Source organism: Pseudomonas gingeri, assembly GCF_013385425.1.
Lineage (GTDB): Bacteria > Pseudomonadota > Gammaproteobacteria > Pseudomonadales > Pseudomonadaceae > Aquipseudomonas > Aquipseudomonas gingeri_D.
Genome location: NZ_JACAQA010000018.1, coordinates 34290 through 60561, shown reverse-complemented (window position 1 = coordinate 60561; position 26272 = coordinate 34290). Strand labels below are relative to the sequence as shown.

Here is a 26272-nt window from a genome sequence, read left to right as displayed (position 1 = left end):
AAATGGAAACTGAACTGTCCGCAGTCAAGAGCAGTGCAGGAGCCATCATGCAGAGCGCTTCTGGATCCAGTGATCCGTTGCAAGGCCAGGCGTTGATATCTCTGTTGCTACCAACCCGGGGGCGACCTGAGTTGGTCGCACGTTTTTTCGACAGCGTAGTGAATACGGCAGATCACCTCCACGCCATCGAGGTGATCCTCTACGTCGACGAGGATGATCCGGGAAGTCACCATCTGGATGGGGGCCCCTTGCAGACGGTGCGGATTATCGGTCCTAACCGATCCATGGGGGCTTATAATACCGAATGCTATAAGGCATCGCGTGGGCAGATCATCGTGTTGGTCAATGATGACATGGTCATGCGGACCTCGGGCTGGGATCGGGAATTACGGGCTATGGACAGTCGTTTTTCTGATCGGATTTACTTGGGCTATTGCAATGATTTGCTAAAAAAAGGTGGCTTGGCAACCTTTCCTATCCTGTCACGTAGCACCTGCGAGTTGCTGATCGATCCTTATCCGACGGCCTATACGGGGGCGTTTATAGATTTTCATCTTTTCGATATTTTCAAACGTATCCAACATCAGGGTTTTGAGCGGATTATCTATCTGCACGATGTGGTTTTCGAACACTTGCACTATCGTACTGGCAAGGCTGCCTACGACGCAACGTACAGCAAACGTGGGCGTTTCCAGGATGATTCGATATTCATCAGATTGAGCGATAATCGGCGCCATGCGGCCGGTCGTTTGACTCTGGCGCTTCGGGGGGAACCAGTGGCGACAGAGTCGCTGCCGGAAGCGATGGGCGAGGCTCCGTTGGCGGAGCGGGGAGCTTTGTTTTTTTACTTCAAAAAGATTTTTCTCGACTCGCAACTTCCACTTCGCTGGCGTACCTATCTTTGGATCTGGTTCACGCTTCGTCACTCTGCGGCCCATGGTCTATTGAAGCCTTTTGTCAAAGGCTGAGGTGAGGTCATACAGTCCGATTGAGCGGGAGATTGAGCGGGAGAGTGTGTCAAAATCGTAGAACGCGGGTGGCGAATGGCTGGCGGAGCTATACCTATCAGGAGGACTGCCGATATCGAGTGGTACTGGCGATATCAGAACTATTTTTCAGGAGACGCTTGAGTTATGGCCTGGTTTCATTTTTGTACGGCCAATCACCATGAAGTTGGCAAGTCGACCTTGGTTGACATGGCCGATTGGTTCCAAGCGGGGCTTCTTGAACTGGGACATAAGGTCACTTTTTCCAGAACGCACGTAGAAAAATCCGCCATCAATATATTTTGGGAATACTTCGAGCCTGGCATGCTCGCAGAAATAGTCAGGTCAAAAATCGACTACGGAATCATTGCCACGGAAATACCTGATGGCAAGGGTTTCAATTGGCGGGATGAACCCGAGTGGGTTACCCGGTTTCAAACCTTCGCCGAAGTCGCCAGAAATGCCAAGTTCATATGGACTATGGTGGAAAGCTCGGTTCCATTCTATTCAAGATTTTGTCCGGCTGCCTATATCGAATTGGGCTTTTCAGAGCATCTGATTCCAGCATCTTTGAATAAAAACCCCACTGTTGATTTTTGCTTCTTTGGGCTAAGGACACCTTATCGGGAGAAAGTTGTCGAGCAGCTTGGAAAACATGCGAGCGTTGAGTGGCCTCAAAACTTTCTTTCTCCTGCGGGCGTCATAGAACTGATTGGAAATAGCCGGATAGGTCTAAACTTCAAGCAGTCTGCTCAATGGCCAATACCCTCGCCGACACGGCTGGGACGGTTAATGATGGCAAAGCGTGTCGTTGCCGCCGAGTACGTGCCTGTCTTCACTCGACAGGGAGAGATTGCAGGTATTTGCCCGGAGACTATTCCATTTCATGAGTATGCCTTGAGTCTTCTCAACTTCGCTTGGCGTCAAAGAGCAGACGCCGTTTTCGAACGTTATAAGGCGACCTTGCCAATGAAGTTGATTATGGAGAAGGTGTTGGATAGCACCATGTGCTACCCCGTCACGCCCGGTGAATCTGGCGCAGTCCCACTCAAGCTGCTTCCACCCATGTTGGTGGGGGAGAATGCGATCTGGAATTTTGTTTGTTGGGGCGGCGAATACTTTTCAATAAAAAAAGAACTTGGAGTGGTGGATGTGACGCTTGGGCTGGAGGCCCTGCAAAAAAAATATCACATGAAAAATATCCTACACGCAGAAAATTTGCTGGAGTTGCACGGGCTGGTTGACATGCAGTGATTGCTCATCGCCCTCCGGAAGAGCCGGATTGGATGACGTTGGATGTAGCCTGTCGTGACCAGCCGATAAAAGAATCAAAAGCACGGATGAGCGCTACGGGAGTCTTTGACTCGGGGAGGCGACGTCGGCGTTTTTGCCGAGGGTGGTGCTGTACGTTTCGATCAATAAGTTGTCAGTTTCGGTCATTGAGCCAGGGCCTGGGCGTCTTTAATGTGCCAGTCATACAACTGACGGGGGCCGAAGAGCTTCCCGCATCCCGTGATCTTGCCCGTTGTGGAGTTTCTATGACCGCCGCCCAATACCCGCACCTGCTGGCCCCGCTCGACCTGGGTTTCACCACGTTGCGCAACCGCACCCTGATGGGCTCGATGCACACCGGCCTTGAGGAAAAGCCCGGCGGTTTCGAGCGCATGGCGGCTTATTTCGCTGAACGTGCTCGTGGCGGCGTCGGCCTGATGGTGACCGGCGGTATCGCGCCAAACGACGAGGGCGGGGTGTATTCCGGCGCGGCCAAGCTGACCACCCAGGCCGAAGCCGACCAGCATCGCATCGTCACCCACGCGGTGCATCAGGCCGGCGGCAAGATCTGCCTGCAGATCCTCCATGCCGGGCGTTATGCCTACAGCCCGAAACAGGTGGCGCCGAGTGCGATCCAGGCCCCGATCAACCCGTTCAAGCCCAAAGAGCTGGATGAGGAAGGTATCGAGAAACAGATCGCCGATTTCGTGACCTGTTCAGCCCTGGCCCAGAATGCCGAGTACGACGGCGTCGAAATCATGGGTTCGGAAGGTTACTTCATCAACCAGTTCCTCGCGGCCCACACCAACCACCGCACCGACCGCTGGGGCGGCAGCTACGAGAACCGCATGCGCCTGCCCGTGGAGATCGTGCGCCGGGTGCGTGAGGCGGTGGGTTCGGACTTCATCATCATCTTCCGCCTGTCGATGCTCGACCTGGTGGAAGGCGGCAGCACCTGGGACGAAATCGTCCAGTTGGCCAAGGCCATCGAGCAGGCCGGCGCGACCATCATCAACACCGGTATCGGCTGGCACGAGGCGCGGATTCCGACCATTGCCACCAAGGTACCGCGCGCAGCGTTCAGCAAGGTCACCGCCAAGTTGCGTGGCTCGGTGGGCATTCCGCTGATCACTACCAATCGGATCAACACCCCGGAAGTGGCCGAACAGATCCTCGCCGAGGGCGACGCCGACATGGTTTCCATGGCCCGGCCGTTCCTGGCCGACCCGGAGTTCGTCAACAAGGCGGCCCAAGGGCGTGCCGACGAAATCAATACCTGCATCGGCTGCAACCAGGCCTGCCTGGACCATACCTTCGGCGGCAAGTTGACCTCCTGCCTGGTCAACCCGCGGGCCTGCCACGAGACCGAGCTGAATTACCTGCCGGTCACCCAGGTGAAGAAAATTGCCGTGGTTGGCGCCGGGCCGGCGGGTCTGTCGGCGGCCACCGTGGCGGCCGAGCGCGGGCACCAGGTGACGCTGTTCGATTCGGCCAGTGAGATCGGTGGCCAGTTCAATGTCGCCAAGCGTGTACCGGGCAAGGAAGAGTTCTTCGAAACCCTGCGTTACTTCAAGCGCAAGCTGCAGGCCACCCATGTCGAGGTTTGCCTGGATACACGGGTGGATGTGGCGCAACTGGTGGCTGGCGGGTACGACGAGATCATTCTCGCCACGGGCATCGCGCCACGGTTGCCGGCGATTCCCGGCATCGATAATCCCAAGGTGTTGAGCTACCTGGATGTGCTGCTGGAGCGCAAGCCGGTGGGCCACAAGGTGGCGGTGATCGGCGCTGGTGGTATCGGCTTCGATGTCTCGGAGTTCCTGGTGCATGAAGGTGTGGCCACCAGCCTGGATCGCGAGGCGTTCTGGAAGGAGTGGGGTATCGACACCCACCTTGAGGCGCGTGGCGGGGTGGCCGGAATCAAGGCCGAACCCCATGCACCGGCCCGTGAGGTGTTTCTGTTGCAGCGCAAGGCCTCCAAGGTCGGCGATGGCCTGGGCAAGACCACCGGCTGGATTCACCGCACCGGGTTGAAGAACAAGCGGGTGCAGATGCTCAACAGCGTCGAGTACCTGAAGATCGACGAGGCGGGCCTGCATATCAGCATCGGCGGTGGCGAGCCGCAGTTGCTGGCGGTAGACAACGTGGTGATCTGCGCCGGGCAGGACCCGTTGCGCGAGTTGCAGGACGGGCTGGTGGCGGCGGGGCAGAATGTGCACCTGATCGGCGGCGCGGACGTGGCGGCGGAGCTGGATGCCAAGCGGGCGATCGACCAGGGTTCGCGGTTGGCGGCTGGGCTGTAGGTCTGAGCAGACTGAACGCGGCCTTTCTCCTGTAGGCGCCGGCTTGCTGGCGATGGCGCCTCGATGAGCGCTGCAAGGCTTAAGGGCCTCTTCGCGGGCAAGCCCTGCTCCTACAACCTTGTGTCGTGCGCAAATTTTGTGATCGGCTCGAATCTGTAGGAGCAGGGCTTGCCCGCGAAGAGGCCCTCGAGAACGCCACAAGACCTGAACTGTTAAACTGGTGGGTCTCCTCCCATCGGACCACCCCGCAATGCTACCCCCTGCTGACTGGCACCCCCACGCCCCCCTCGAACCCCTGCACCTGGACTGGCTGACCCAGGCTGAGGTCGAGGTGGCCATACTGCGCCTCGACCTGATCGATCCGCTGATCAGCGGCAACAAGTGGTTCAAGCTCACCGAACATCTGGCGGCGGCCCGGCAGGCCCGTGCCGAAGGCCTGATCAGCCTGGGTGGCGCGCACTCCAATCACCTGCACGCCCTGGCGGCGGTGGGCAAGCGTTTCGGTTTCCCCACCGTCGGCCTGCTGCGTGGCAATCCGGTACAAACTCCCACCGTCGTCGATCTCCAGGCCTTCGGCATGGAGCTGCACTGGCTCGGCTATGGCGGTTATCGGGCGCGGCATGCGCCAGGCTTCTGGGAGTCGTGGCAGCAACGCTATCCACACCTGCACGGCGTTCCGGAGGGCGGTGGCGGTTTGATGGGCGCGCGTGGTTGTGGGGTCTTGCTGGAAAAGGTCCATGAGCAACTACCGGCACTCGGCTGGGATGACTATCACGGCTGGTGGCTGGCTGCCGGAACCGGCACCACCCTGGCCGGGCTGGTGCTGGCCGAAGCCGGGCGTCGACCGGTATATGGTGCCCTGGCGGTGCCGGCTGACCATGGCGTGGCACCTTTGGTCGCGGCGATCCTGGAGGAGGGCGGGGTAATGAGCCCGGCGTTTGAACTGATCGACGCCTGCCGTGGCGGTTTTGCCAAGGTCGATCCGACGCTGCTGGATTTTATCGTGCAAAGCGAGCAACAGAGCGCAGTACCGCTGGAGCCGCTGTATACCGGCAAGGCTTTACTGGCGCTTCAGGAAGAGGTGAACGCCGGACGTTTTGCCCCTGGCACGCGCCTGGTCTTCGTGCACACCGGTGGTTTACAGGGTCGCCGAGGTTTTACTTTGTAAACCCGGTCCTTGTAGGAGCAGAGCTTGCTCGCGAAGGGGCCCTCAAGATCGCCAAAGGCTTCGCTGGCAAGCCATGCTCCTACAGGTTGCGCAGGGCTCCGAGACCTCGCGTTATCGTTGCGAGCAAGAAGGCATCGGGGCTCAAGCACGACGCTTGGGCAGTATGCGTAGCAGGGTGTTATCCCGCACGAAGTAGTGGTGATACAGACCGGCCAGGGCATGCAGGCCGATCAGCCAGTAGCCGATCGTCGCCAGCAGTTCATGCCAGCCCTTGATCTCTTTGGCAAAATCCAGGTTTTCCCCCGTCAGCGCCGGCAGCTCGACGCCGTAGAACAGCACCGAATGTCCTTGCGCACTGACGACCAACCAGCCCAGGACCGGCGTAGCGATCATAAACAGGTACAAAGCCCAGTGCATCAGCTTGGAAATCAGCATCTGCCAGACCGGCGGCGCGGGGACGATCTTCGGTGCCACGCCGAGGGCACGGGCCAGCAAACGCAGCCACACCAGCAGGAACACGGTCAGGCCGAACATGTAGTGCGCCTCGACGATCAGCGCCCGGCCGCCGCTGCCCTTGGGGAATATCCCGCGAAACTCGATACAGGCGTAAACCACCGCCAACAGCACCAGCATCAACCAGTGCAGTGCAATCGACAGGCTGCTGTAGCGACTGTCGGTATTTTTCCACGGCATACGGTGTTCCTCGAATCATCAGGGCTGGAACCTCCATTCTTGAGCGACGGAGTCCCTACACCTTAATAGGTTTAGCAGCATTTTGCCCAAGGCAACTCAGGGGAGGGCCTGCATTCTCTGTGACTGGGATTTGCTTTTATATATGCTTACTCATATATTCGAAAATCCATATGTATAGAGCTGCTCGCGATGCCCTGTTTTGCCTCCCCTGTGGAACTCTTCAAATGCCTGGCTGACGAAACCCGTAGCCGCGTTGTGCTGCTGGTGGCTCGTGAGGGTGAGCTCTGCGTGTGCGAATTGACCGCCGCCCTGGAATTGAGCCAGCCGAAAATCTCCCGGCACCTGGCGCAACTGCGCCAGGGCGGGCTGCTGGCTGACCGACGTCAGGGACAATGGGTGTTTTATCGTCTGCACCCGGAGCTGCCGCAATGGGTTTCGACCTTGCTGCAAGGCACCCTGCAGGCCAGCGAGAACTGGCTGGCGGCGGATATCCGGCGCCTGCAGGCCATGAGTGACCGACCACTGCGCTGTTGCTGAGCTTTTACTCCCCCTCTTGCTAACCTTGAAGGTTGTTGTGCATGTTGATTGCCGCGTTGATTTTCCTGCTGACCATTACCCTGGTGATCTGGCAGCCCAAGGGCCTGGGCGTTGGCTGGAGCGCCTGTCTGGGCGCGCTGCTGGCCTTGCTCTGCGGTGTGGTCCATCTCACTGATATTCCGCTGGTGTGGGAGATCATCTGGAATGCCACCGGCACCTTTATCGCCCTGATCATCATCAGCCTGTTGCTTGACGAAGCCGGCTTCTTTGCCTGGGCGGCACTGCATGTGGCGCGCTGGGGGCGGGGCAGCGGACGCAAGCTGTTCGCCGCCTTCGTGCTGCTGGGGGCGTTGGTGTCGGCGTTGTTCGCCAACGATGGCGCGGCGTTGATCCTCACGCCGATTGTGATCGCCATGCTCCTGGCCCTGCGTTTTTCCAAGGTGGCGACTCTGGCATTTGTCATGGCCGCCGGCTTTATCGCCGACACCGCGAGCCTGCCGCTGGTGGTGTCGAACCTGGTGAACATCGTCTCGGCGGACTATTTCAAGATCGGCTTCAATGCCTATGCCTCGGTGATGCTGCCGGTGAACCTGGTCAGCGTGGCGGCGACCCTGCTGGTGTTGCTGTGGTTCTTCCGACGCGACATTCCCCGTGACTACGATCCGCGGCAGTTGGAGCTGCCCGCCAGCGCAATTCACGACAAGGCGACTTTCATTGCCGGCTGGTGGGTGTTGATCATCCTGCTGGTGGGGTGTTTTGCCCTGGAGCCCCTGGGGATTCCCATCAGCGCGATTTCGGCGGTGTGCGCGGCCTTGCTGCTGGGGATCGCTGCACGGGGTCACAAGATCTCGACCCGCAAGGTGCTGAAAGAGGCGCCGTGGCAGATCGTGATTTTCTCCCTGGGCATGTACCTGGTGGTCTATGGCCTGCGCAATGCCGGGTTGACCACTTACCTGGCCGGTTGGCTGGATCACTTCGCGAACTACGGGATCTGGGGCGCGGCCATGGGCACCGGGCTGTTGAGCGCGTTCCTGTCCTCGGTCATGAACAACCTGCCGACGGTGCTGATCGGTGCCTTGTCCATCGACGCCAGCCAGGCCAGCGGCGTGGTGAAGGAGGCGATGATCTACGCCAACGTCATCGGCAGCGACCTGGGCCCGAAAATCACCCCCATCGGCAGCCTGGCCACCTTGCTCTGGCTGCATGTGCTGGAGCGCAAGGATATCCGTATCGGCTGGGGGTACTACTTCAAGGTCGGGATTGTCCTGACCCTGCCGGTGCTGCTGGTGACCCTGGCGGCCCTGGCCTTGCGTTTGTCGCTGGTTTGACGAGGAGGGCGATGAAGCGGCGGTGATGATGGCGTTCAGGGCTACGGTGGTGCAGATCGAGCGGCGGTGTCGGGCGTTGCTGGCATTGGCGTCTGCGGACATCGACAGAGAACATGTGCAGCAGATCGGTCAGTTGTAGGTCTGTGCCGACGCTTTCGCGGGCAAGCTCCGCTCCCACAGGGTTTTGTGTCGATCACACCATTTGCGTACGACGCAAAATCAATGTGGGAGCGGAGCTTGCCCGCGAAGAGGCCAGAAAGCTCACCGCAGGACTCAGCCGGTACCCGGCACATTCGGCCAGAGATCAGCCACCAGAAACAAGCGCTCGGCCTCTTCCCAGTCGGCTTGCGCATTCTGGGTCAGGCGCACCAGCAACTGCGCTGGCGCGTGCGGGTCGAGCTCCTCCAGCCACTGGGCCAGGTGCTCCCGCGACCAGGCGTCTGCCTCGGCATAGTGCGCCGGCGCCAGCCAGGCATGGCGGGGCAGGGGTTGCCAGCGGCCCACCGGGCTGCGCTTGATAAAGTCCGCCCAGTCGCGCTGATGCAGCCAGCGCCCGTGCAGATGCTGCGGATGAGCCCCCCGGGGCGGACGCGCCGTCCCCGGCCACGGATACAGCAGGTAACCGCCCAGCCACAGCTGTGCGCTGAACTGATGGATATCCAGCGCCGCCAAGGCCTGGCGGCTTTCCGGCCGGGCGGAAATCGGCAACTGGTGCTCGCTCAGGTGCGCCAGCTTGCGGTCCAGCCGATCATGGCAGCCCGGGCCGAGCCAGCGTGCCGGGTCTTCGCCGCCGCCGTGTTGCGGGCCAAGGTACAGCTTGATCGCCAATTCCAGGTGATGCACACCATCGCGATCGCGCAACAGCAGGTCCAACTCACCCAGGGTGTGGCCCTCGCGGCGGATCGGCAGGTTGGCGCCGATCAGCTCGATCCCCGGTGCCTGCTGCACCGCGAACTGCCACAGTCGCTCGTAATACAACCCCAGGCGCCGGGTCGCCCCGCGTACCAACCACCCCTGCAACTCGATGGGATTGCGGTCCAGCCCATGCAACCACCGCTCCAACAGGTCCGGTGCCTGGACCCAGTCACTGCCGGCCAACGGGTGGCGTTGCGGCCATGGCGTGTCTTCCAGCATCGGCGGCGCCAGGATGACCCAGGCCAGGTCGCGCACTTCGGGATGGCGCAACTGTCGGGGCAGGTTGAGCAAGTCGGGGAAGAGGATCATCCTGCGAGCATAGCTGAAAGGGTTTTGTCTCGGGCCGGCTTTCGCCCATAATCTCCCCTTTGCCCGTCCCAGACCCCGCAGGAGCCCCATGGAGCAATTTCGCAATATCGGCATCATTGGCCGCCTGGGCAGTTCGCAGGTGCTGGAAACCGTTCGCCGGTTGAAGAGATTCCTCCTGGCGCGGCACCTGCACGTCATCCTCGAGGACACCATCGCCGAGGTCCTGCCGGGCCACGGCCTGCAAACCTCGTCGCGCAAGATGCTCGGCGAAGTCTGCGACATGGTCATCGTCGTCGGCGGCGACGGTAGCCTGCTCGGCGCCGCCCGCGCGCTGGCCCGGCACAATATCCCGGTGCTGGGGATCAACCGTGGCAACCTGGGCTTTCTCACCGATATCCGCCCGGACGACCTCGAGGTCGAAGTGGCCAAGGTCCTCGACGGCCATTACCTGGTGGAAAATCGCTTCCTGCTGCAGGCCGAAGTACGCCGCCATGCCGAAGCCATCGGCCAGGGCGATGCGCTCAACGACGTGGTCCTGCACCCCGGCAAGTCGACGCGGATGATCGAGTTCGAGCTGTATATCGACGGCCAGTTCGTCTGCAGCCAGAAAGCCGACGGCCTGATCGTCGCCACACCCACCGGTTCCACCGCCTATGCGCTGTCCGCCGGCGGTCCGATCATGCATCCCAAGCTCGATGCCATTGTGATCGTGCCCATGTACCCCCATACCTTGTCCAGCCGCCCCATTGTGGTCGACGGCAACAGCGAGTTGAAAATCGTGGTGTCCAAGGACATGCAGATCTACCCGCAGGTTTCCTGTGACGGGCAGAACCATTTCACCTGTGCCCCCGGCGATACGGTGACCATCAGCAAGAAACCGCAGAAGCTGCGGCTGATCCACCCGCTGGATCACAACTATTACGAAGTCTGCCGCACCAAGCTCGGCTGGGGCAGTCGGCTGGGTGGTGGAGGCGACTGATGCTCGATCCCGCGCGTGGCTACGATCTGATCGGTGATGTGCACGGTTGCGCCCATACCCTCGAACATCTGCTGGACATGCTCGGCTACCAGAAGCTGGGGGGCGTCTGGCGTCATCCGTCGCGCATGGCGGTGTTCCTCGGCGATATCATCGACCGTGGCCCACGTATCCGCGAAGCCCTGCATATCGTCCATGACATGGTCGAGGCCGGGCAGGCGCTGTGCATCATGGGCAACCACGAGTTCAACGCCCTGGGCTGGAGCACCCCGGCCGCCGCGGGCAGCGGCAAGCAGTTCGTCCGCGAGCACACGCCACGGCATGCCCGGCTGCTTAATGAAACCCTGACCCAGTTCGAACAGCACCCGGCGGACTGGCATGACTTTCTCGCCTGGTTCTACGAGCTGCCGCTGTTCATCGATGCCGGACGTTTCCGCGTGGTGCATGCCTGCTGGGATGGCGGCTTGATCGCGCCTTTGCGGGCGCAGCACCCCGACGGCCGGATCGACGAAGCCTTCCTCAAGGATTCGGCGCTGCCCGGCAGTTTTGCCGCGACGGTGTTCGACCGCCTGCTGCGCGGCACCGATATGCGCCTGCCGGACGGCCTGACGTTGACCGGCGGCGACGGCCTGACCCGGGCGTTCTTCCGCACCAAGTTCTGGGAAGACGATCCGCAGACCTACGGCGATATCGTCTTCCAGCCGGATGCCTTGCCTGAATTGGTGGCGAGCAAAGCACTGTCCTCGACCGAAAAGAATGCCCTGCTGCGCTACGGTCTCGAAGAACCGATGCTGTTCGTCGGTCACTACTGGCGCAGCGGCAAGCCCGCGCCGATCCGTCCCAACCTGGCCTGCCTGGATTACAGCGCCGTGCTCTACGGCAAGCTGGCGGCTTACCGGCTGGACCAGGAAACCACCCTCGACCCGCAGAAATTCGTCTGGGTCGACGTCGAACGTCCCGAGGCTTTGCGATGAGTGCCACTGCTGTCTTACGCCTGCCGTTGACCACTGATTTGAGTGGCTTCGTCAAACTGCTGGAGCGCATGCAGGTGCCGCACCGGGTCAACGAGGAATCCGGCGAGCAGGTGCTGTGGGTGCCCGAGTCGATCAGTGCCGACGTGCTGTCGCTGTACCAGCGTTTCCCCGCGGGCGACCCGGATAACCACCTGGAAGTCCCGGACAAGCCCGTGGCCATGACCCGGCCGAACTTTCTCACCCAGGTGCGTCAGAGCCCGGCCACCGCCACCATCCTCTTGCTGTGCCTGATCGTCGCCGGCGTGACCCTGCTCGGTGACAACCTCCAGACCCTGCACTGGTTGACCTTCCTCGACTTCCGGGTGAACGGCAACTACGTCCAGTTCACGCCCCTGGCCGATGGCCTGGCGGCGGGGCAGTGGTGGCGGTTGGTGACGCCGATGCTGATCCACTTCGGCATCCTGCATATCGCCATGAACGGCATGTGGTACTGGGAGCTGGGCCGGCGCATCGAGCTGCGCCAGGGCAGCATCAACCTGATCGGGCTGACGCTGCTGTTCAGCCTGGTTTCCAACTATACGCAGTACTACGTCAGCGGCCCGACCCTGTTCGGCGGCCTGTCCGGGGTGCTCTACGGTTTGCTCGGGTATTGCTGGATCTACCAATGGGTGTCGCCGAACCCGGTCTATCGTCTGCCGCGCGGTGTGCTGGTGATGATGCTGGTCTGGCTGTTGTTGTGCCTGTCGGGCCTGGTCTCGATGATCGGCTTCGGCGAAATCGCCAACGGCGCCCATGTCGGTGGACTGCTCATCGGATGTTTCAGCGGTTTGTTGGGCGGCCTCTGGTCTCGTCGTAAACTGGCCATCTAGTCGACTTTTTTCAAGCGTGGAGAGCGCATGTCCTCTTTTATCGAAATGATTGAAAACATCACCCCCGACATCTACGAGAGCCTGAAACTGGCGGTGGAAATCGGCAAATGGTCGGACGGGCGCAAGCTCAGCGCCGAACAGCGCGAGCTGTCGTTGCAGGCAATGATCGCCTGGGAAACCCAGAACCTGCCGGAAGACCAGCGCACCGGCTACATGGGCGCGCAGGAATGCGCCTCGAAGTCGGCGCCGGTGCCGAACATCCTGTTCAAGTCGGATGCCATCCATTGATCGAGCTTGGCCGCGGTGCAATCAGCAAGATGTCGACGCGCCTTGAAGGCGCGGATGTGCAGTACGCCTTTCGCCTGGGTGACAGCGAGGTGCCGGTCAATCCGTTGATCGGCCAGAAGCTGCGCCTGGAATTCCTCGGGGCGATTCATTGCACCCATTGTGGACGCAAGACCAAGACCAGCTTCAGCCAGGGTTATTGCTACCCGTGCATGACCAAGCTGGCCCAGTGCGACACCTGCATCATGAGTCCCGAGCGCTGCCATTACGACGCCGGCACCTGCCGCGAACCGTCCTGGGGCGAAAAATTCTGCATGACCGACCACGTGGTCTACCTGGCCAATTCGTCGGGGATCAAGGTCGGCATCACCCGCGCCACCCAGTTGCCGACCCGCTGGCTCGACCAGGGCGCCAGTCAGGCGCTGCCGATTGTCCGTGTGGCGACCCGCCAGCAGTCCGGTTTCGTCGAGGACCTGTTTCGCAGCCAGGTGGCCGACAAGACCAACTGGCGCGCCTTGCTCAAGGGCGATGCGCCGGCGGTGGACCTCAAGGCGGTGCGTGATCAACTGTTCGAATCCTGTGCCGAGGGCTTCACGGCCTTGCAGGCGCGTTTCGGTCTGCAGGCGATCCAGCCGGTGCATGATGTCGAGCCGCTGGAAATCCGCTATCCGATCGAGCACTACCCGACCAAGGTGGTCAGCTTCAACCTGGACAAAGACCCGATTGCCGAAGGCACGTTGATGGGGATCAAGGGCCAGTACCTGATCTTTGACACCGGCGTGATCAATATCCGTAAATACACGGCTTACCAGCTCGCCGTGCATCAGTAAAAGGACACCCTCATGCGCACCGAACAACCGAAGATGATTTATCTGAAGGACTATCAGGCACCGGACTACCTGATCGACGAGACGCACCTGACCTTCGAGTTGTTCGAGGACCATACCCTGGTCCATGCGCAGCTGGTGATGCGCCGCAACCCGGCTGCCGGTGCCGGTCTGCCGCCGCTGGTGCTGGATGGCCAACTGCTGGAACTGCTGTCGGTGCAACTCGACGACCGCGTGTTGTCGAGCAACGACTACCAGATCGACGATAGCCACCTGACCCTGCACCCGGGCAGCGAGCACTTCAGCGTCGATACCAGCGTGAAGATCCACCCGGAAACCAATACCGCCCTGGAAGGCCTGTACAAGTCCGGCTCGATGTTCTGCACCCAGTGCGAGGCCGAAGGCTTCCGCAAGATCACCTACTACCTCGACCGCCCGGATGTGATGAGCAAGTTCACCACCACGGTGATCGCCGAGCAGCATCGCTACCCGGTGCTGTTGTCCAACGGCAACCCGGTGGGCAATGGTCCCCAGGACGACGGTCGGCACTGGGCGACCTGGGAAGACCCGTTCATGAAACCGGCCTACCTGTTCGCTCTGGTGGCGGGTGACCTGTGGTGTGTCGAAGACAGCTTCGCGACCATGAGCGGCCGTAACGTCGCGCTGCGCATCTATGTCGAGCCGGAAAATATCGACAAGTGCCAGCACGCCATGAACAGCCTGAAGAAGTCCATGCGCTGGGACGAGGAAGTCTATGGTCGCGAGTACGACCTGGATATCTTCATGATCGTCGCGGTCAACGACTTCAACATGGGCGCCATGGAGAACAAGGGCCTCAATATCTTCAACTCCAGCGCCGTGCTGGCCCGGGCTGAAACCGCCACCGACGCCGCGCACCAGCGGGTCGAGGCTATCGTCGCCCATGAATACTTCCACAACTGGTCGGGCAACCGCGTGACCTGCCGCGACTGGTTCCAGCTGTCGCTCAAGGAAGGCTTCACGGTGTTCCGCGATGCCGGCTTCTCCGCCGACATGAACTCGGCCACGGTCAAGCGTATCCAGGATGTCGCCTACCTGCGCACCCACCAGTTCGCCGAAGACGCCGGCCCCATGGCCCACGCCGTGCGCCCGGACAGCTTTATCGAGATCTCCAACTTCTACACCCTGACCGTATACGAGAAGGGTTCGGAAGTGGTCGGCATGATCCACACCTTGCTCGGTGCCGAAGGTTTCCGCAAAGGCAGCGACCTGTATTTCCAACGCCATGACGGCCAGGCCGTGACCTGCGACGATTTCGTCAAGGCCATGGAGGATGCCAATGGCGTCGACTTCAGCCAGTTCAAGCGCTGGTACAGCCAGGCCGGTACACCGCGTCTTGCTGTCAGCGAAAGCTACGATGCGAGCGCCAGGACCTACAGCCTGACCTTCCGCCAGAGCTGCCCGCAGACTCCGGATAAACAGGAAAAACTGCCGTTCGTGATTCCGGTGGAGATCGGCCTGCTGGATGCCCAGGGTGCTGAAATCGCCCTGCAACTGACGGGTGAAGTGGCCGCCGGCGCCACCAGCCGTGTGCTCTCGGTGACCGAAGCCGAACAGACCTTTACCTTTGTCGGCATCGCCGCCAAGCCGCTGCCATCGCTGCTGCGGGGTTTCTCGGCGCCGGTGAAGCTGAGCTTCCCCTACGACCGCGACCAGTTGATGTTCCTGATGCAGCACGACAGCGACGGTTTCAACCGTTGGGACGCCGGCCAGCAATTGTCGGTGCAGGTGCTGCAGGAACTGATCGCCCAGCATCAGAAGGGTGAAACGCTGGTGCTTGATCCGCGTCTGGTCACGGCCTTGCGCAGCGTGCTGGGCAACGAGCAGCTTGATCAGGCGATGGTTGCTGAAATGCTCTCGTTGCCGGGCGAGGCCTACCTCACCGAGATCAGCGAAGTGGCGGATGTCGAGGCGATCCACACCGCTCGCGAATTCGTTCGCCGGCAGCTGGCCGAGCAGTTGTTCGACGGTTTGTGGCAGCGTTACCAGGCCAATCGCGCGCTGTCGAAAACCACGGTTTACGTGGCCGAGAACGAACATTTCGCCCGGCGTGCCCTGCAGAATATCGCGCTGTCGTACCTGATGCTCAGCGGCAAGCCTGAAGTGCTGGCGGCGACCCTGGAGCAGTTCGAAAGCGCCGACAACATGACCGAACGCCTGACCTCCCTGGCGGTGCTGGTGAACTCGCCGTTCGAGGCCGAGAAGGCGTTGGCGCTGGCCAGTTTCGCCGAGCACTTCAAGGACAATCCGCTGGTCATGGACCAGTGGTTCAGCGTCCAGGCCGGTAGCCCGTTGCCGGGTGGCTTGCAGCGGGTCAAGGCGTTGATGGAACACCCGGCGTTCACCATCAAGAACCCGAACAAGGTGCGGGCGTTGATCGGTGCCTTTGCCGGGCAGAACCTGATCAACTTCCACGCGGCGGACGGTTCCGGCTACCGCTTCCTGGCGGACCTGGTGATCCAGCTCAATGCGCTGAACCCGCAGATCGCTTCCCGGCAGTTGGCGCCGCTGACCCGCTGGCGCAAGTATGACGACGCCCGCCAGGCGCTGATGAAGGCCGAGCTGGAGCGGATTCGCGGTTCGGGCGAGTTGTCGGCCGATGTGTACGAGGTTGTCAGCAAAAGCCTGGCCTGATAGTTGATTCACACCCGCAAAGGCCACGCTCGTGGCCTTTGTTCATCACCTCACCTGATGCCCCATCATTCAGGCTCCCCCTCAACGCCCCGGGTTAACAAAAGATAACGTGGCGTCGATTGTCAGACGATTCCAAAGCCCGATAGGATAGCTCCAGCTTTAGAAGGGGCTCTAGATTGCCGGTTTCAGACGAACCGGCCGTCATGAAAATGCCCTCGAAGGCGCCCTGATAGGTTGGATGACCTGACAATAATAATGGGGAGAAAGGTCTATGAATGAGCCTGTGAGGCCTACGGGTTCTGGCTGTCCGCCGACATGGCGCGGTACGGCATTGCTGGTGGCGGCGCTTTCGCTGTCGGGACTGGCGGCACTGCCGGCCAGCGTATACGCGGCAGCGTCCACCACTGCCGACACCGTCTACTCCATCGAATCCTCCAAGGCCATCAAGAGCCTGCTGCTCGACGTGGTGCATGCCGGCAAGCGGCTGGTGGCCGTCGGCGATCGCGGGCACATTCTCTTCTCCGACGACCAGGGCGGCCACTGGACCCAGGCCAAGGTCCCGACCCGGCAGATGCTCACCGCGGTCTATTTCGTCGACGACCAGCACGGCTGGGCCGTCGGCCACGACGCGCAGATTCTCGCCAGCAGCGACGGCGGCGCCACCTGGACCCGCCAGTTCCAGGACCTCAAGCGCGAAGCGCCGTTGCTCGACCTCTGGTTCAAGGACGCCCGCACCGGCTTTGCCGTGGGCGCCTACGGGGCCCTGCTGGAAACCACCGACGGCGGCCAGCACTGGGAAAACGTCAGCGACCGCATCGACAACCCCGATCAGTTCCACCTCAACGCCATCGCCGCGGTCAAGGATGCCGGGCTGTTCGTGGTTGGCGAACAGGGCAGCATGTTCCGCTCCGCCGACTGGGGCCAGACCTGGGAACACGTCGACGGCCCTTACCAGGGGTCGTTGTTCGGCGTGATCGGCACCGCTCAGCCCTCCACGTTGCTGGCCTACGGCTTGCGCGGCAACCTCTACCGCTCCACTGACTTCGGCAGCAGTTGGGAACCGGTGGAACTCAAGGCCGCCCGTGGTGCCCTGGAGTTCGGCCTGTCCGGCGCGACCTTGCTGGATGACGGTTCGCTGGTGATCGTCGGCAACGGCGGCAGCGTGATCCGCAGTACCGATGACGGCGTGACCTTCAGCGTGTTCAACCGTCCCGACCGGATTTCCCTGTCGGCGGTGACGGCGGCCGGCAACGGCAACCTGATCCTCGTCGGCCAGGGCGGCGCCCACACCACCACGCCCACGGGCGCTGAGCTGGGCCAATAACAAGAAAGGCGGGAATGTATGAGCAGTCAGCAAAGTCATCATCAAGACAAGGCGACGTTTCTCGAGCGCCTGATTTTCAACAACCGCCCGGCAGTGATTGTTATCTGCCTGCTGGTCAGTGTCTTCCTGTTCTGGCAGGCCACGCTGATCCGGCCGTCCACCAGCTTCGAAAAAATGATTCCGCTCAAGCATCCGTTCATTGAAAAGATGATGGAGCACCGCAACGACCTCGCCAACCTGGGCAACACCGTGCGGATTTCGGTAGAGGCCAAGGACGGCGATATCTTCACCAAGGACTACATGGAGACCCTGCGTCAGGTCAACGACGAGGTGTTCTACATTCCGGGTGTCGACCGCTCCGGCCTCAAGTCCCTGTGGAGCCCCAGCGTGCGCTGGACCGAGGTGACGGAGGAGGGCTTTGCCGGCGGCGAAGTGATCCCGCAGAGCTACAACGGCTCGGCCGACAGTCTCGAAAAACTGCGCAACAACGTGCTCAAGTCCGGCCAGGTCGGGCGCCTGGTGGCCAACGACTTCAAGTCGAGCATCGTCGATATCCCGCTGCTGGAGTCCTATCCCGACCCTAAGGACCAGGGCAAGTTGCTGGCACTGGACTACCAGAAGTTCTCCCACCAGCTCGAAGAAAAGATCCGCGACAAGTTCGAAGCACAGAACCCCAATGTGAAGGTGCATATCGTCGGCTTCGCCAAGAAGGTCGGTGACCTGATCGATGGCCTGGTCATGGTGGTGCTGTTCTTCGGCGTCGCCTTCGTTATCACCCTGGTGCTGCTGTACTGGTTCACCCGGTGCATCCGCAGCACCGTCGCCGTGTTGAGCACCACCCTGGTGGCGGTGGTCTGGCAACTGGGGCTGATGCACGCGTTCGGCTTCGGCCTGGACCCGTACTCGATGCTGGTGCCGTTCCTGATCTTCGCCATCGGGATCTCCCATGGCGTACAGAAGATCAACGGCATCGCCTTGCAGTCCAGCGACGCCGACAACGCCCTGACGGCGGCGCGGCGCACGTTCCGGCAACTGTTCCTGCCGGGCATGATCGCGATCCTCGCCGACGCCGTGGGTTTTATCACCCTGTTGATCATCGATATCGGCGTGATCCGCGAACTGGCCATCGGCGCTTCCATCGGCGTGGCGGTGATCGTGTTCACCAACCTGATCCTGCTGCCGGTGGCCATCTCCTATGTCGGCATCAGCAAGCGGGCGGTCGAGCGCAGCAAGAAGGATGCGACCCGCGAGCATCCGTTCTGGCGCCTGCTGGCGAACTTCGCCAGCCCCAGGGTCGCCCCGGTGTCCATCGTCCTGGCCCTGCTGGCCCTGGGCGGCGGCCTCTGGTACGGGCAGAACCTGAAGATCGGCGACCTCGACCAGGGCGCGCCGGAGCTGCGTCCCGACTCGCGCTACAACAAGGACAACAGTTTTATCATCAACAACTACTCCACCAGTTCCGATGTGCTGGTGGTGATGGTCAAGACCCCGCCCGAGGGCTGTTCGCACTATGAGGCGATGGCGCCCATCGATGAACTGATGTGGAAGATGCAGAACACCGAGGGCGTGCAGTCGGCGATTTCCCTGGTGACCGTGTCCAAGCAGATGATCAAGGGCATGAACGAAGGCAACCTGAAATGGGAAACCCTGTCGCGCAACCCGGATGTGCTGAACAACTCCATCTCCCGGGCCGATGGCCTGTACAACAACAATTGCTCGCTGGCGCCGGTGCTGGTGTTCCTCAACGACCACAAGGCCGCGACCCTCGACCGTGCGGTGCATGCGGTACAGGACTTCGCCAAGGAGAACAACAAGGACGGCCTGGAATTCCTTCTTGCCGCGGGTAACGCCGGGATCGAGGCGGCCACCAACGAAGTGATCAAGGAGTCGGAACTGACCATCCTGATCCTGGTGTACGTCTGCGTGGCGACCATGTGCATGATCACCTTCCGTTCCTGGGCGGCGACCCTGTGCATCGTTCTGCCGCTGGTGCTGACCTCGGTGCTGGGCAATGCGCTGATGGCGTTCATGGGCATTGGCGTGAAGGTCGCGACCTTGCCGGTGGTGGCGCTGGGTGTGGGGATTGGCGTGGACTACGGCATCTACATCTACAGTCGCCTGGAAAGCTTCCTGCGTGCCGGGCTGCCATTGCAGGAAGCCTATTACCAGACGCTGAAATCCACCGGCAAGGCGGTGTTGTTCACCGGCCTGTGCCTGGCGATTGGGGTTTGCACCTGGATCTTCTCGGCGATCAAGTTCCAGGCCGATATGGGGCTGATGCTGACCTTCATGCTGCTCTGGAACATGTTCGGCGCGTTGTGGCTGCTGCCGGCGCTGGCGCGGTTCCTGATCAAGCCGGAGAAGCTGGCAGGGAAGGTGGGCGGGTCGTTGTTTTCCCATTGAGGAGGCGGATGGCCGGGTGATCGTGATAAACGATCACCCGGCCCCAGGGCAATATCGCCTATCATGAGCACTTCCCCAAACACGATAGAACACCATGACCGCTGCAACCGACACCCTGCTCAATGCCCTCGAAACCAGCAACATGCTCGAAGTCGACGGCCTGCACGCCTTCGATTTCACCCTCGACGACAGCCGCCTGTTGATCGAATGCATGGATGGCCGGGCCGAAAAACGCTGGAGTTTCACCCGTGCCCAGCTTGAAGCGGCGACTTTCGACGAGGCCCTGCAAAGCTGGACCCTGAGCGACGACTACAGCGAGCATCGGCTGGTCTGCATGAGCGCCTTCACCGGTCGCGACGAAGAAGAGTAAGGCGTCAGCTGCATCGTTTCACCTCGTCCTCCGAGGTGCGCGCGCTGCGACAATAGACCGCAGACCCTGATGAATCAGGCACTTGCGCTTCTATTAATGACGCTGATATCCGCTACTGCTGCAATGAATTTCAACGATGTCCACCCTCGGATGTACTTTTGACTCACGGCCTGAAAGGGCAAGCAAGCCAACTGACATCGAGGGTTACCATCATGAACTTCAATCTTTTCTCCATCATCGCCGCTTCCGCTGTTTCCGCCACCGTAGCCCTGCCTGCCAGCGCCAACGTGGAAATCAACAGCCCTAAAAGCCACACCCAGAGCTACACCCAGAAATACCTGCAACAGAGCGCCAACTTCTACGCCGCCCTGGATCACAAAGCCCAGCACTGAGCACCGACGCCTGGACACATACCTTGTGGGAGTTTGGACCGTCGCGAAGAGGCCCTTGGGGCCACCAAAAGCTTCGCTGGCAAGCACCGCTCCCACACCACTCCCACAAGGTATGTGTCCAGGTTCGGGTTATGTAGCAGGTTTCAGATTGAGCGCTTTCAAGTGAACAAGCCCCTGTCAGGGCTTGGCCATGACGGAGTTGAACAGTTCCGATGCCAGGAACTGTTCCAGCCAGCTCTGTAGATGTTTGTACGGCGCTTGCGCAAACCACACCTGATCCACATGGGCAAATTGACGCACGAACGGTGCGACTGCAATGTCCGCCAGGCTCAGGTGTTCGGCCAGCAGATGGCCGTTACGCGCAAGCAGACCGTCCAGTTTCAAGAGAAATTGCCCGCCCTGTTCCCGATAGTGCTCCATGGGGAACTCCGGGTAGCGCACCGCGTACTTGTAGCGGTCCAGCCACCGTTTGAAAACCGTGTCATTCTCTTCGATCAGCAGCCCCGTGGCCTGTGCCGTCACGGGATCGCTGCCGAGCAACCAATCCTGCGGATCATGCTGGGCCAGCGCCCAGTGCATGATCTCCAGGCTCTGTTCGATCACCCGCCCATCAGCACACGCCAGCACCGGCACCGTGCCCTTGCTCGACAATTCCAGCATCCGCGCCGGCTTGTTCTTGAGGCTGACTTCCTCGATGTCTACCGCCACCCCCGAATACCGTAGCGCCATGCGTGCGCGCATGGCGTAAGGGCAGCGGCGGAACGAATACAGCGTGGCCGGCGTCATTTCACCTCCAGGGTGCTCAGCCCGTTGCCTTGGCGGCGTACCTGAATCTGCACCGGTATCCGCTCGTGCATTTCCTGCACATGGGAAATCACCGCGACCTTGCGGCCCTGGGCTTGCAGGCCGTCCAGCGCATCCATCGCCAGTTGCAGGGATTCCGGGTCGAGACTGCCGAAGCCTTCGTCGATAAACAGCGATTCGATCTTCAGCGTGCTCGAAGCCATCGACGCCAGGCCCAGGGCCAGGGCCAGCGAGACCAGGAAGGTTTCGCCGCCGGACAACGAATGCACCGAACGCAGTTCGTCGCCCATTTCCGTGTCCATCACCAACAACCCGAGCATGCTGCCGCCACGCTTGAGGCGATAACGCCGCACCAGTTGGCGCAATTGCGCGTTGGCATGGTGCACCAGCAGGTCGAGGTTGTAGGCCTGGGCCAGTTTGCGGAAGCGATCGCCGGTGGCCGAGCCGATCAGCGCGTCCAGGCGTGCCCAGCGCTGATACTCGTTGTTGGCCTCGGTGATCCGCTGTTGCAGCTCCTGGTTGGCGTCCTGGCGGCGCTGGTCTTCGGTTTGTTGCGCGCGCAGTTCTGCACAGTGGTGTTCACTGGCAATCAGCTGGGTTTGCAGATCGCTCAAGGCGGCGTCCAGTGCTGGCGCGTCGAGGTTGCCATTGTGCTGGGCTTGATGCTGCTGAAGGTGTTTCTCCCGCTCCTGCAGCAACACCCGGGCTTGCTCGACGGCTTTTTCGCTGACTTGTAATTGCTGGCGCAGTTGGCTGACATGTTCATCGTCGCAGGCCAGCAGTTGCTCAAGTCCGGCGTCGTCCAGTTCCGGGTGGCGGGCACGCCAGTCCGCAACTTGTTGCGCCAGTTCCAGGCGTTCCTGTTCCAGGGCCTGCCGGCGTTCCTGGCGGGCCTTGAGGTCGGCGCCGAGCTGGATCAGTTGACTACCGAGTTCCTGTAACTGCTGGTTGGCCGAAGCATCGGCCTGCCGCGCATGCTCCACCGCCTGGTCCATCTGCTGCTGCCAGGCTTCGACGCTGGCGTGTTCGCCGATCAGGCCGACCAGCTTGAGCTGGCTGGCCTGCTGCTGCTCAAGGAGCGCGGCGCAACGTTGTTTCAGCTCTTCGTATTGCTGTTCTCGGGTTTGCTGACGGACTTGCTCCAGTTCGATCTTTTCCTGGCGCTCGCGCTGTTCCTGCTGCTCCTCGCGCTGCTGTTCCAACTGACCGAGACGTTGCGCGACCTGTTGATCGAGCTGCATGAAGGTCGCCGCCGGATCCTTGCGCAGGCCTTGCAGGGTCTCGTCCGGCAGCAGGCTGGCGAAGGTGCCCAGTTCCTGTTCCAGTCGTTCCTGATCGGCACCCATCTGGCGTTGCTGATCGAGCAAGTGCTGGCGCGCGGCCTGGCTGGCTTCGGTGGCGGCCTGCAATTGTTGCTGGAGCCGCGCCGCATCCTGTTGCAGGGTGAGCAGGGCGGTTTGCCGTTGCTCGTCCTGGCCGATGTTCTGCTGCAACTGGTGCAACTGCTGGTTGAGCCAGGCCTCGCGGCGAGCGTCATCCTGTTCCAGTAGCGCGCTGTGCAGCGGATGGTCTTGCAGGCTCGGCGCCAGTTCCTGATGCTGCTGGGCCAGTTGTTCCTGCTGGGTGAGCAGTTCTTTCTGCTGGGCAATCAGCCCGCCGACCTTTTCCCGCAGTTGGTTGAGCTTTTCCGTCAGCGTGTCGACGGCCTGCCGTGCGGCGGCCTCTTCGCTCTCGTCGTGACGACCCAGGCTCTGCAACAGCGCCTCGGGTTGATGGTAGGGATGTTCATGGCTGCCGCACACCGGGCAGGGCTGGTTGTCCTGCAACTGTCCGCGCAGTTCTTCGACACTGGCGCTGCGGGCCAGGCGCTGACGCTCAAGCAACTGCCGGGTAATCGTCAGGGCCTGTTCGGCGACCTTGAGTTCATCCCGTGTCTGCAGGCCTTCGCGGTTGAGTTCATCGCGTTGCTGCTGGGCGTTCTGCTGCCGTTCCTGTAACTGCTGCGTGCGCTGGTCCAGCTCGCGCTGGCGACTCCATAACCGTTGCAGTTCTTCGAAGGCACGCAGTTGTTTGCGATTGTCCTGCAGCAGGCTGCCGAGAATCTGGATCTGTTCGCCAACCGCAGCCGGTTCCGCTCCTGCTTCGCTGTACAGCACTTCGAGGGCGCCACGTTGCTCAGCAAGCTGTTGGTCGGTGTGGACAACCCGTGCCTGCAGCTGCGCCAACTCGCGTTGGCCCTGGTTCAGTCGATTGCCGATCAGCATCAACTGTTGCAAGCGATCGCGATAGGCGTTCCAGGCCTCGCTCAACGGGGCGAGGGCGGCGCTGTGCCGCAACTGTTCGGCGATTTGCTCCAGGCGCGTGGCGACCTGCTGCTGTTGCTCCAGCAGTGAAGTGAGTTGCGCGCGGCCTTCGCTGCCGGCCTGTTCGGCGGCCTGCTTCTGCCGCTCGGCATCGTCCAGGTCCTTGCCCAGGTGGGTCAGCGTGGCCTGTTCATCGAAGGCCTGGCGTAGCAGTGGCGCTCTATCGCTTTGCCGGGCCAGGGCTTCGCTCAACTGGGTATGGGCATTCGACCGGCTCTGTTCAAGCTGCTGCTGACGGGCCTGCAAGTCGGCCTGCTGGTCCAGATGCTGCTGGATCTGCGCGGCCAGTGGCGCCAGCTGTTCGTTCAGTTGGCGCTGACGGGCGAACTGATGCCGTTGTGGCGCCAGTTGTTCCAGGCGGGCGAGTTGCTGGCGCTCGGCGCCATGGGTCTGCCAGTCCTGTTCAGCGCCTTGCAGTTGCTCGGCGGCGGCCTGGTGTTGTTCCTGCCGTTGCAGCAGTTCCTTGAGCCAGGTGCGCTGTAGCTCAAGCTGCTTGAGCTGGGCTTGCCCGGTCTTGAGTTGCTGTTGGGCTTCACCGAATTGTCGATCCAGCTCGACCCGTGCTTCAGCGTCCATGGGTGCGATGCCACCGGCCTGGTCCAGCAACAGCTTGTGGGCCTCGCGGGCCTGCTTGGTCTTGTCGAAGGCACGCCGGCCGAGGCGGGTATAGAGCGCGGTATCGGTAAGCTTTTCCAGCAGTTCGCTACGCTCGTTGTCGTCAGCCTTGAGAAAGGCGCTGAACTCGCTCTGGGCCAGCAACACGGCACGGGTGAACTGTTCGAAGTTCAGGCCCAGGCGGCTTTCCAGCAGGGCCTTGTATTCGCCTTTCTGGCTGGCCAGCAGTTGGTCGCTGTCCAGATCGCGCAGGCTCTGGCGGCTGGCCTGCAACTTGCCGCCGGCTTTGTCCCGGGCGCGGTTGGCTTCCCAGCGTGCGCGGTAGCGGCGGCCGTCGATACCGACAAAATCCACTTCGGCATAACCGGCACCGGTGCCGCGGCGCAGCAGGGTGCGTGGGTCGCCGGTGCCGATCTCGCCATCGGCGTCCGGCACCTTGGCATCGCGCGAGGCGTTGTTCAGCCGTGGCACGGCGCCGAACAGCGCCAGGCACAGGGCATCGAGCAGGGTGCTTTTACCGGCGCCGGTGGGGCCGGTAATGGCGAACAGGCCGGCGCTGGCCAGGGGCTCGGCGGTGAAGTCCAGCTCGAAGGGGCCGGCAAGGGAGGCCAGGTTTTTCAGGCGGATGGCGAGGATCTTCATGGCTGTTCGCCCTCCAACTGGACTTCCTGCAACAGCAGGGCAAAGTCATTGAGGGTCGCTTCGTCCACCGGGTTGCCGTAGCTGTCCTGCCAGGCACGGCTGAACAGTTCCTGCGGGCTGAGCTGATCGAGATCGATCAGTCGCTCGTTGTCCGTTTCGCTTTCACCCCCGTTTGAGCCGGCGTACTCGGCGGCGATCCGCACCAGGCGCACGGCCTTGCCTTGCAGGGCGGTTTCCACTTGCTGGCGCAGGTCCGGCTGCGGCTCATCCAGGCGTACTCGCACTTCCAGCCAGGGTTGGCGTTGCAGGTCGGCCAGCAGGTCGACATCCGGCAGTTGCGCCAGCTGTTCGAGGATCTCGGCAAATGGCGCCGGGCCCAGGCGTTGCAGGTTCACGGCACGGGGGATCAGGCGGCTGTCGACGCTGACCAGGGTTTCGCCGTCGAGGACGATGTCGAGGATCTGGTGTTGGTAGGCGATTTCCGAGAACGACAGAGGAATTGGTGAGCCGCAGTAGCGAATACGTTCCTCGCCGTTGACCTTCTGCGGCTTGTGCAGATGGCCAAGGGCGACATAGCTGATACTGGCGTCGAACAGGCTTGCCGGCAGAGCCTCAGCGCTGCCGATGATCAGGCTGCGCTCCGAATCCTCGGAGACCGAGCCGCCGGCCATATGTGCGTGGCTGATGGCGACCAGGGCCTGGCCCGGCTGGCGCTTGGCGTTGGCCGCGGCGATCAGTCGGCGATGCACCTCGCCGATACCCTTCAGGTAGTGGTCACCCAACTGCGTGCCGGTGACTTCGGCGGGCCGCAGAAAGGGCAGGGCCAGGCACCAGGCGGCGATTTCACCGTTCGCGGCGGGCAATGGCAGCAGCAGGCGTTCACTGTCCAGCTCGCCATCGTCGAGCCACAGCACCCGGCCCACGGCGTGGGTGCGCAGTCGGCGCATCAGCGGCGCGGGCAGTTCGATACGGGAACCGGAGTCGTGGTTGCCGGCGATCATCACGATGGTCAGCAGCGGCTGTTGTTCGTGGGCGCTGACGATAAAGTCGTAGAGACGTTCCTGGGCTTTGACCGGCGGGTTGACGGTGTCGAAGATATCGCCGGCGATCAGCAGGACATCGGGCTGCTGTTGCTTGAGTTGGGCCAGAAGCCAGGTGAGAAAACAGGCGTGTTCGAAATCCCGCTCCTGGCCATGAAGGTTCTGGCCGAGGTGCCAGTCGGAGGTGTGAAACAGGCGCAAGGC

General features: G+C 61.6%; 21 protein-coding genes. 16 read left to right on the top strand and 5 right to left on the bottom strand.

Annotated features, from left to right (window positions below):
* Positions 1-2 precede the first annotated feature (2 nt).
* From HX830_RS20525 to HX830_RS20510, 4 genes are all read left to right on the top strand, one after another.
* Positions 3-968: a glycosyltransferase family 2 protein gene (locus HX830_RS20525; protein WP_177102248.1), complete on the top strand. Its 966-nt coding sequence runs from the start codon at positions 3-5 to the stop codon at positions 966-968.
* Positions 969-1133: 165 nt separating this feature from the next.
* Complete coding sequence (locus HX830_RS20520; protein WP_177102246.1) at positions 1134-2240, top strand: hypothetical protein; 1107 nt, start codon at positions 1134-1136, stop codon at positions 2238-2240.
* A 284-nt stretch (positions 2241-2524) separates the two neighbouring features.
* Positions 2525-4561, top strand: coding sequence for an NADPH-dependent 2,4-dienoyl-CoA reductase (locus HX830_RS20515; protein WP_177102244.1), 2037 nt, complete (start codon positions 2525-2527; stop codon positions 4559-4561).
* Positions 4562-4811: 250 nt separating this feature from the next.
* Entirely contained in the window at positions 4812-5729 is a 918-nt protein-coding gene (locus tag HX830_RS20510) for a 1-aminocyclopropane-1-carboxylate deaminase/D-cysteine desulfhydrase (RefSeq protein WP_177102242.1), read from the top strand.
* Positions 5730-5870: 141 nt separating this feature from the next.
* Here the strand turns inward: HX830_RS20510 and HX830_RS20505 are convergent, their stop codons facing one another.
* Positions 5871-6422: a cytochrome b gene (locus HX830_RS20505; RefSeq protein WP_152737413.1), complete on the bottom strand. Its 552-nt coding sequence runs from the start codon at positions 6420-6422 to the stop codon at positions 5871-5873.
* 189 nt (positions 6423-6611) lie between these two features.
* On the opposite strand from HX830_RS20505, the gene HX830_RS20500 reads away from it, so the two are divergent.
* Both HX830_RS20500 and HX830_RS20495 read left to right on the top strand, forming a co-directional pair.
* Positions 6612-6959, top strand: coding sequence for a metalloregulator ArsR/SmtB family transcription factor (locus HX830_RS20500; protein WP_177102240.1), 348 nt, complete (start codon positions 6612-6614; stop codon positions 6957-6959).
* A gap of 41 nt (positions 6960-7000) precedes the next feature.
* Positions 7001-8287: an arsenic transporter gene (locus tag HX830_RS20495; protein WP_177102238.1), complete on the top strand. Its 1287-nt coding sequence runs from the start codon at positions 7001-7003 to the stop codon at positions 8285-8287.
* A gap of 273 nt (positions 8288-8560) precedes the next feature.
* Here HX830_RS20495 and HX830_RS20490 read toward each other — a convergent pair whose 3' ends face one another.
* Positions 8561-9511 carry a DUF1853 family protein gene (locus tag HX830_RS20490; RefSeq protein WP_177102236.1) on the bottom strand — a complete coding sequence of 317 codons (951 nt, stop codon included), beginning with the start codon at positions 9509-9511 and terminating at the stop codon, positions 8561-8563.
* Between the two features lie 88 nt (positions 9512-9599).
* Here HX830_RS20490 and HX830_RS20485 point away from each other — a divergent pair, with 88 nt between their 5' ends.
* The 10 genes from HX830_RS20485 (at position 9600) to HX830_RS20440 (ending at position 20604) form a co-directional block, all read left to right on the top strand.
* Positions 9600-10490: an NAD(+) kinase gene (locus HX830_RS20485; protein WP_103495792.1), complete on the top strand. Its 891-nt coding sequence runs from the start codon at positions 9600-9602 to the stop codon at positions 10488-10490.
* Positions 10487-11461 (top strand): metallophosphoesterase, encoded by a 975-nt coding sequence (locus tag HX830_RS20480; protein ID WP_177102586.1) that lies wholly within the window; start codon positions 10487-10489, stop codon positions 11459-11461. The genes HX830_RS20485 and HX830_RS20480 overlap by 4 nt, the downstream gene beginning before the upstream one ends.
* Positions 11458-12330, top strand: coding sequence for a rhomboid family intramembrane serine protease (locus tag HX830_RS20475; protein ID WP_177102234.1), 873 nt, complete (start codon positions 11458-11460; stop codon positions 12328-12330). The genes HX830_RS20480 and HX830_RS20475 overlap by 4 nt, the downstream gene beginning before the upstream one ends.
* A gap of 27 nt (positions 12331-12357) precedes the next feature.
* Entirely contained in the window at positions 12358-12618 is a 261-nt protein-coding gene (locus HX830_RS20470) for a YeaC family protein (RefSeq protein ID WP_100942947.1), read from the top strand.
* A complete protein-coding gene (locus tag HX830_RS20465; RefSeq protein ID WP_103495789.1) occupies positions 12615-13445 on the top strand; it encodes a DUF2797 domain-containing protein in 831 nt (276 codons plus the stop codon). Before HX830_RS20470 ends, HX830_RS20465 begins: the two co-directional genes overlap by 4 nt.
* Before the next feature lie 12 nt (positions 13446-13457).
* On the top strand, positions 13458-16115 hold the full coding sequence (pepN, locus tag HX830_RS20460) for an aminopeptidase N (protein ID WP_177102226.1): 2658 nt from the start codon (positions 13458-13460) through the stop codon (positions 16113-16115).
* 271 nt (positions 16116-16386) lie between these two features.
* A complete protein-coding gene (locus tag HX830_RS20455; RefSeq protein WP_177102224.1) occupies positions 16387-17439 on the top strand; it encodes a WD40/YVTN/BNR-like repeat-containing protein in 1053 nt (350 codons plus the stop codon).
* Positions 17440-17457: 18 nt separating this feature from the next.
* Complete coding sequence (locus HX830_RS20450) at positions 17458-19842, top strand: efflux RND transporter permease subunit (RefSeq protein ID WP_103495786.1); 2385 nt, start codon at positions 17458-17460, stop codon at positions 19840-19842.
* A 94-nt stretch (positions 19843-19936) separates the two neighbouring features.
* Positions 19937-20212 (top strand): DUF5629 family protein, encoded by a 276-nt coding sequence (locus HX830_RS20445; protein WP_103495785.1) that lies wholly within the window; start codon positions 19937-19939, stop codon positions 20210-20212.
* 212 nt (positions 20213-20424) lie between these two features.
* Entirely contained in the window at positions 20425-20604 is a 180-nt protein-coding gene (locus HX830_RS20440) for a hypothetical protein (RefSeq protein ID WP_103495784.1), read from the top strand.
* 177 nt (positions 20605-20781) lie between these two features.
* On the opposite strand, the gene HX830_RS20435 is transcribed toward HX830_RS20440, so the two are convergent.
* From HX830_RS20435 to HX830_RS20425, 3 genes are read right to left on the bottom strand one after another with little or no spacing between them, the layout of a single operon-like run.
* On the bottom strand, positions 20782-21390 hold the full coding sequence (locus HX830_RS20435; protein WP_177102222.1) for a glutathione S-transferase: 609 nt from the start codon (positions 21388-21390) through the stop codon (positions 20782-20784).
* Complete coding sequence (locus HX830_RS20430; protein ID WP_177102220.1) at positions 21387-25028, bottom strand: AAA family ATPase; 3642 nt, start codon at positions 25026-25028, stop codon at positions 21387-21389. The genes HX830_RS20435 and HX830_RS20430 overlap by 4 nt, the downstream gene beginning before the upstream one ends.
* Positions 25025-26269: an exonuclease SbcCD subunit D C-terminal domain-containing protein gene (locus HX830_RS20425; protein WP_177102218.1), complete on the bottom strand. Its 1245-nt coding sequence runs from the start codon at positions 26267-26269 to the stop codon at positions 25025-25027. Before HX830_RS20425 ends, HX830_RS20430 begins: the two co-directional genes overlap by 4 nt.
* Positions 26270-26272: the final 3 nt, after the last annotated feature.

Bases quoted from the DNA above. Each gene is read 5' to 3' on its own strand.
- HX830_RS20495 (WP_177102238.1), top strand. From the start codon at position 7,001: ATGTTGATTGCCGCGTTGATTTTCCTGCTGACCATTACCCTGGTGATC.
- HX830_RS20440 (WP_103495784.1), top strand. From the start codon at position 20,425: ATGAACTTCAATCTTTTCTCCATCATCGCCGCTTCCGCTGTTTCCGCC.
- HX830_RS20445 (WP_103495785.1), top strand. From the start codon at position 19,937: ATGACCGCTGCAACCGACACCCTGCTCAATGCCCTCGAAACCAGCAAC.
- HX830_RS20470 (WP_100942947.1), top strand. From the start codon at position 12,358: ATGTCCTCTTTTATCGAAATGATTGAAAACATCACCCCCGACATCTAC.
- HX830_RS20455 (WP_177102224.1), top strand. From the start codon at position 16,387: ATGAATGAGCCTGTGAGGCCTACGGGTTCTGGCTGTCCGCCGACATGG.
- HX830_RS20525 (WP_177102248.1), top strand. From the start codon at position 3: ATGGAAACTGAACTGTCCGCAGTCAAGAGCAGTGCAGGAGCCATCATG.
- HX830_RS20505 (WP_152737413.1), bottom strand. From the start codon at position 6,422: ATGCCGTGGAAAAATACCGACAGTCGCTACAGCAGCCTGTCGATTGCA.
- HX830_RS20510 (WP_177102242.1), top strand. From the start codon at position 4,812: ATGCTACCCCCTGCTGACTGGCACCCCCACGCCCCCCTCGAACCCCTG.
- HX830_RS20515 (WP_177102244.1), top strand. From the start codon at position 2,525: ATGACCGCCGCCCAATACCCGCACCTGCTGGCCCCGCTCGACCTGGGT.
- HX830_RS20485 (WP_103495792.1), top strand. From the start codon at position 9,600: ATGGAGCAATTTCGCAATATCGGCATCATTGGCCGCCTGGGCAGTTCG.
- HX830_RS20475 (WP_177102234.1), top strand. From the start codon at position 11,458: ATGAGTGCCACTGCTGTCTTACGCCTGCCGTTGACCACTGATTTGAGT.
- HX830_RS20430 (WP_177102220.1), bottom strand. From the start codon at position 25,028: ATGAAGATCCTCGCCATCCGCCTGAAAAACCTGGCCTCCCTTGCCGGC.
- HX830_RS20520 (WP_177102246.1), top strand. From the start codon at position 1,134: ATGGCCTGGTTTCATTTTTGTACGGCCAATCACCATGAAGTTGGCAAG.
- HX830_RS20435 (WP_177102222.1), bottom strand. From the start codon at position 21,390: ATGACGCCGGCCACGCTGTATTCGTTCCGCCGCTGCCCTTACGCCATG.
- HX830_RS20490 (WP_177102236.1), bottom strand. From the start codon at position 9,511: ATGATCCTCTTCCCCGACTTGCTCAACCTGCCCCGACAGTTGCGCCAT.
- pepN (WP_177102226.1), top strand. From the start codon at position 13,458: ATGCGCACCGAACAACCGAAGATGATTTATCTGAAGGACTATCAGGCA.
- HX830_RS20500 (WP_177102240.1), top strand. From the start codon at position 6,612: ATGCCCTGTTTTGCCTCCCCTGTGGAACTCTTCAAATGCCTGGCTGAC.
- HX830_RS20450 (WP_103495786.1), top strand. From the start codon at position 17,458: ATGAGCAGTCAGCAAAGTCATCATCAAGACAAGGCGACGTTTCTCGAG.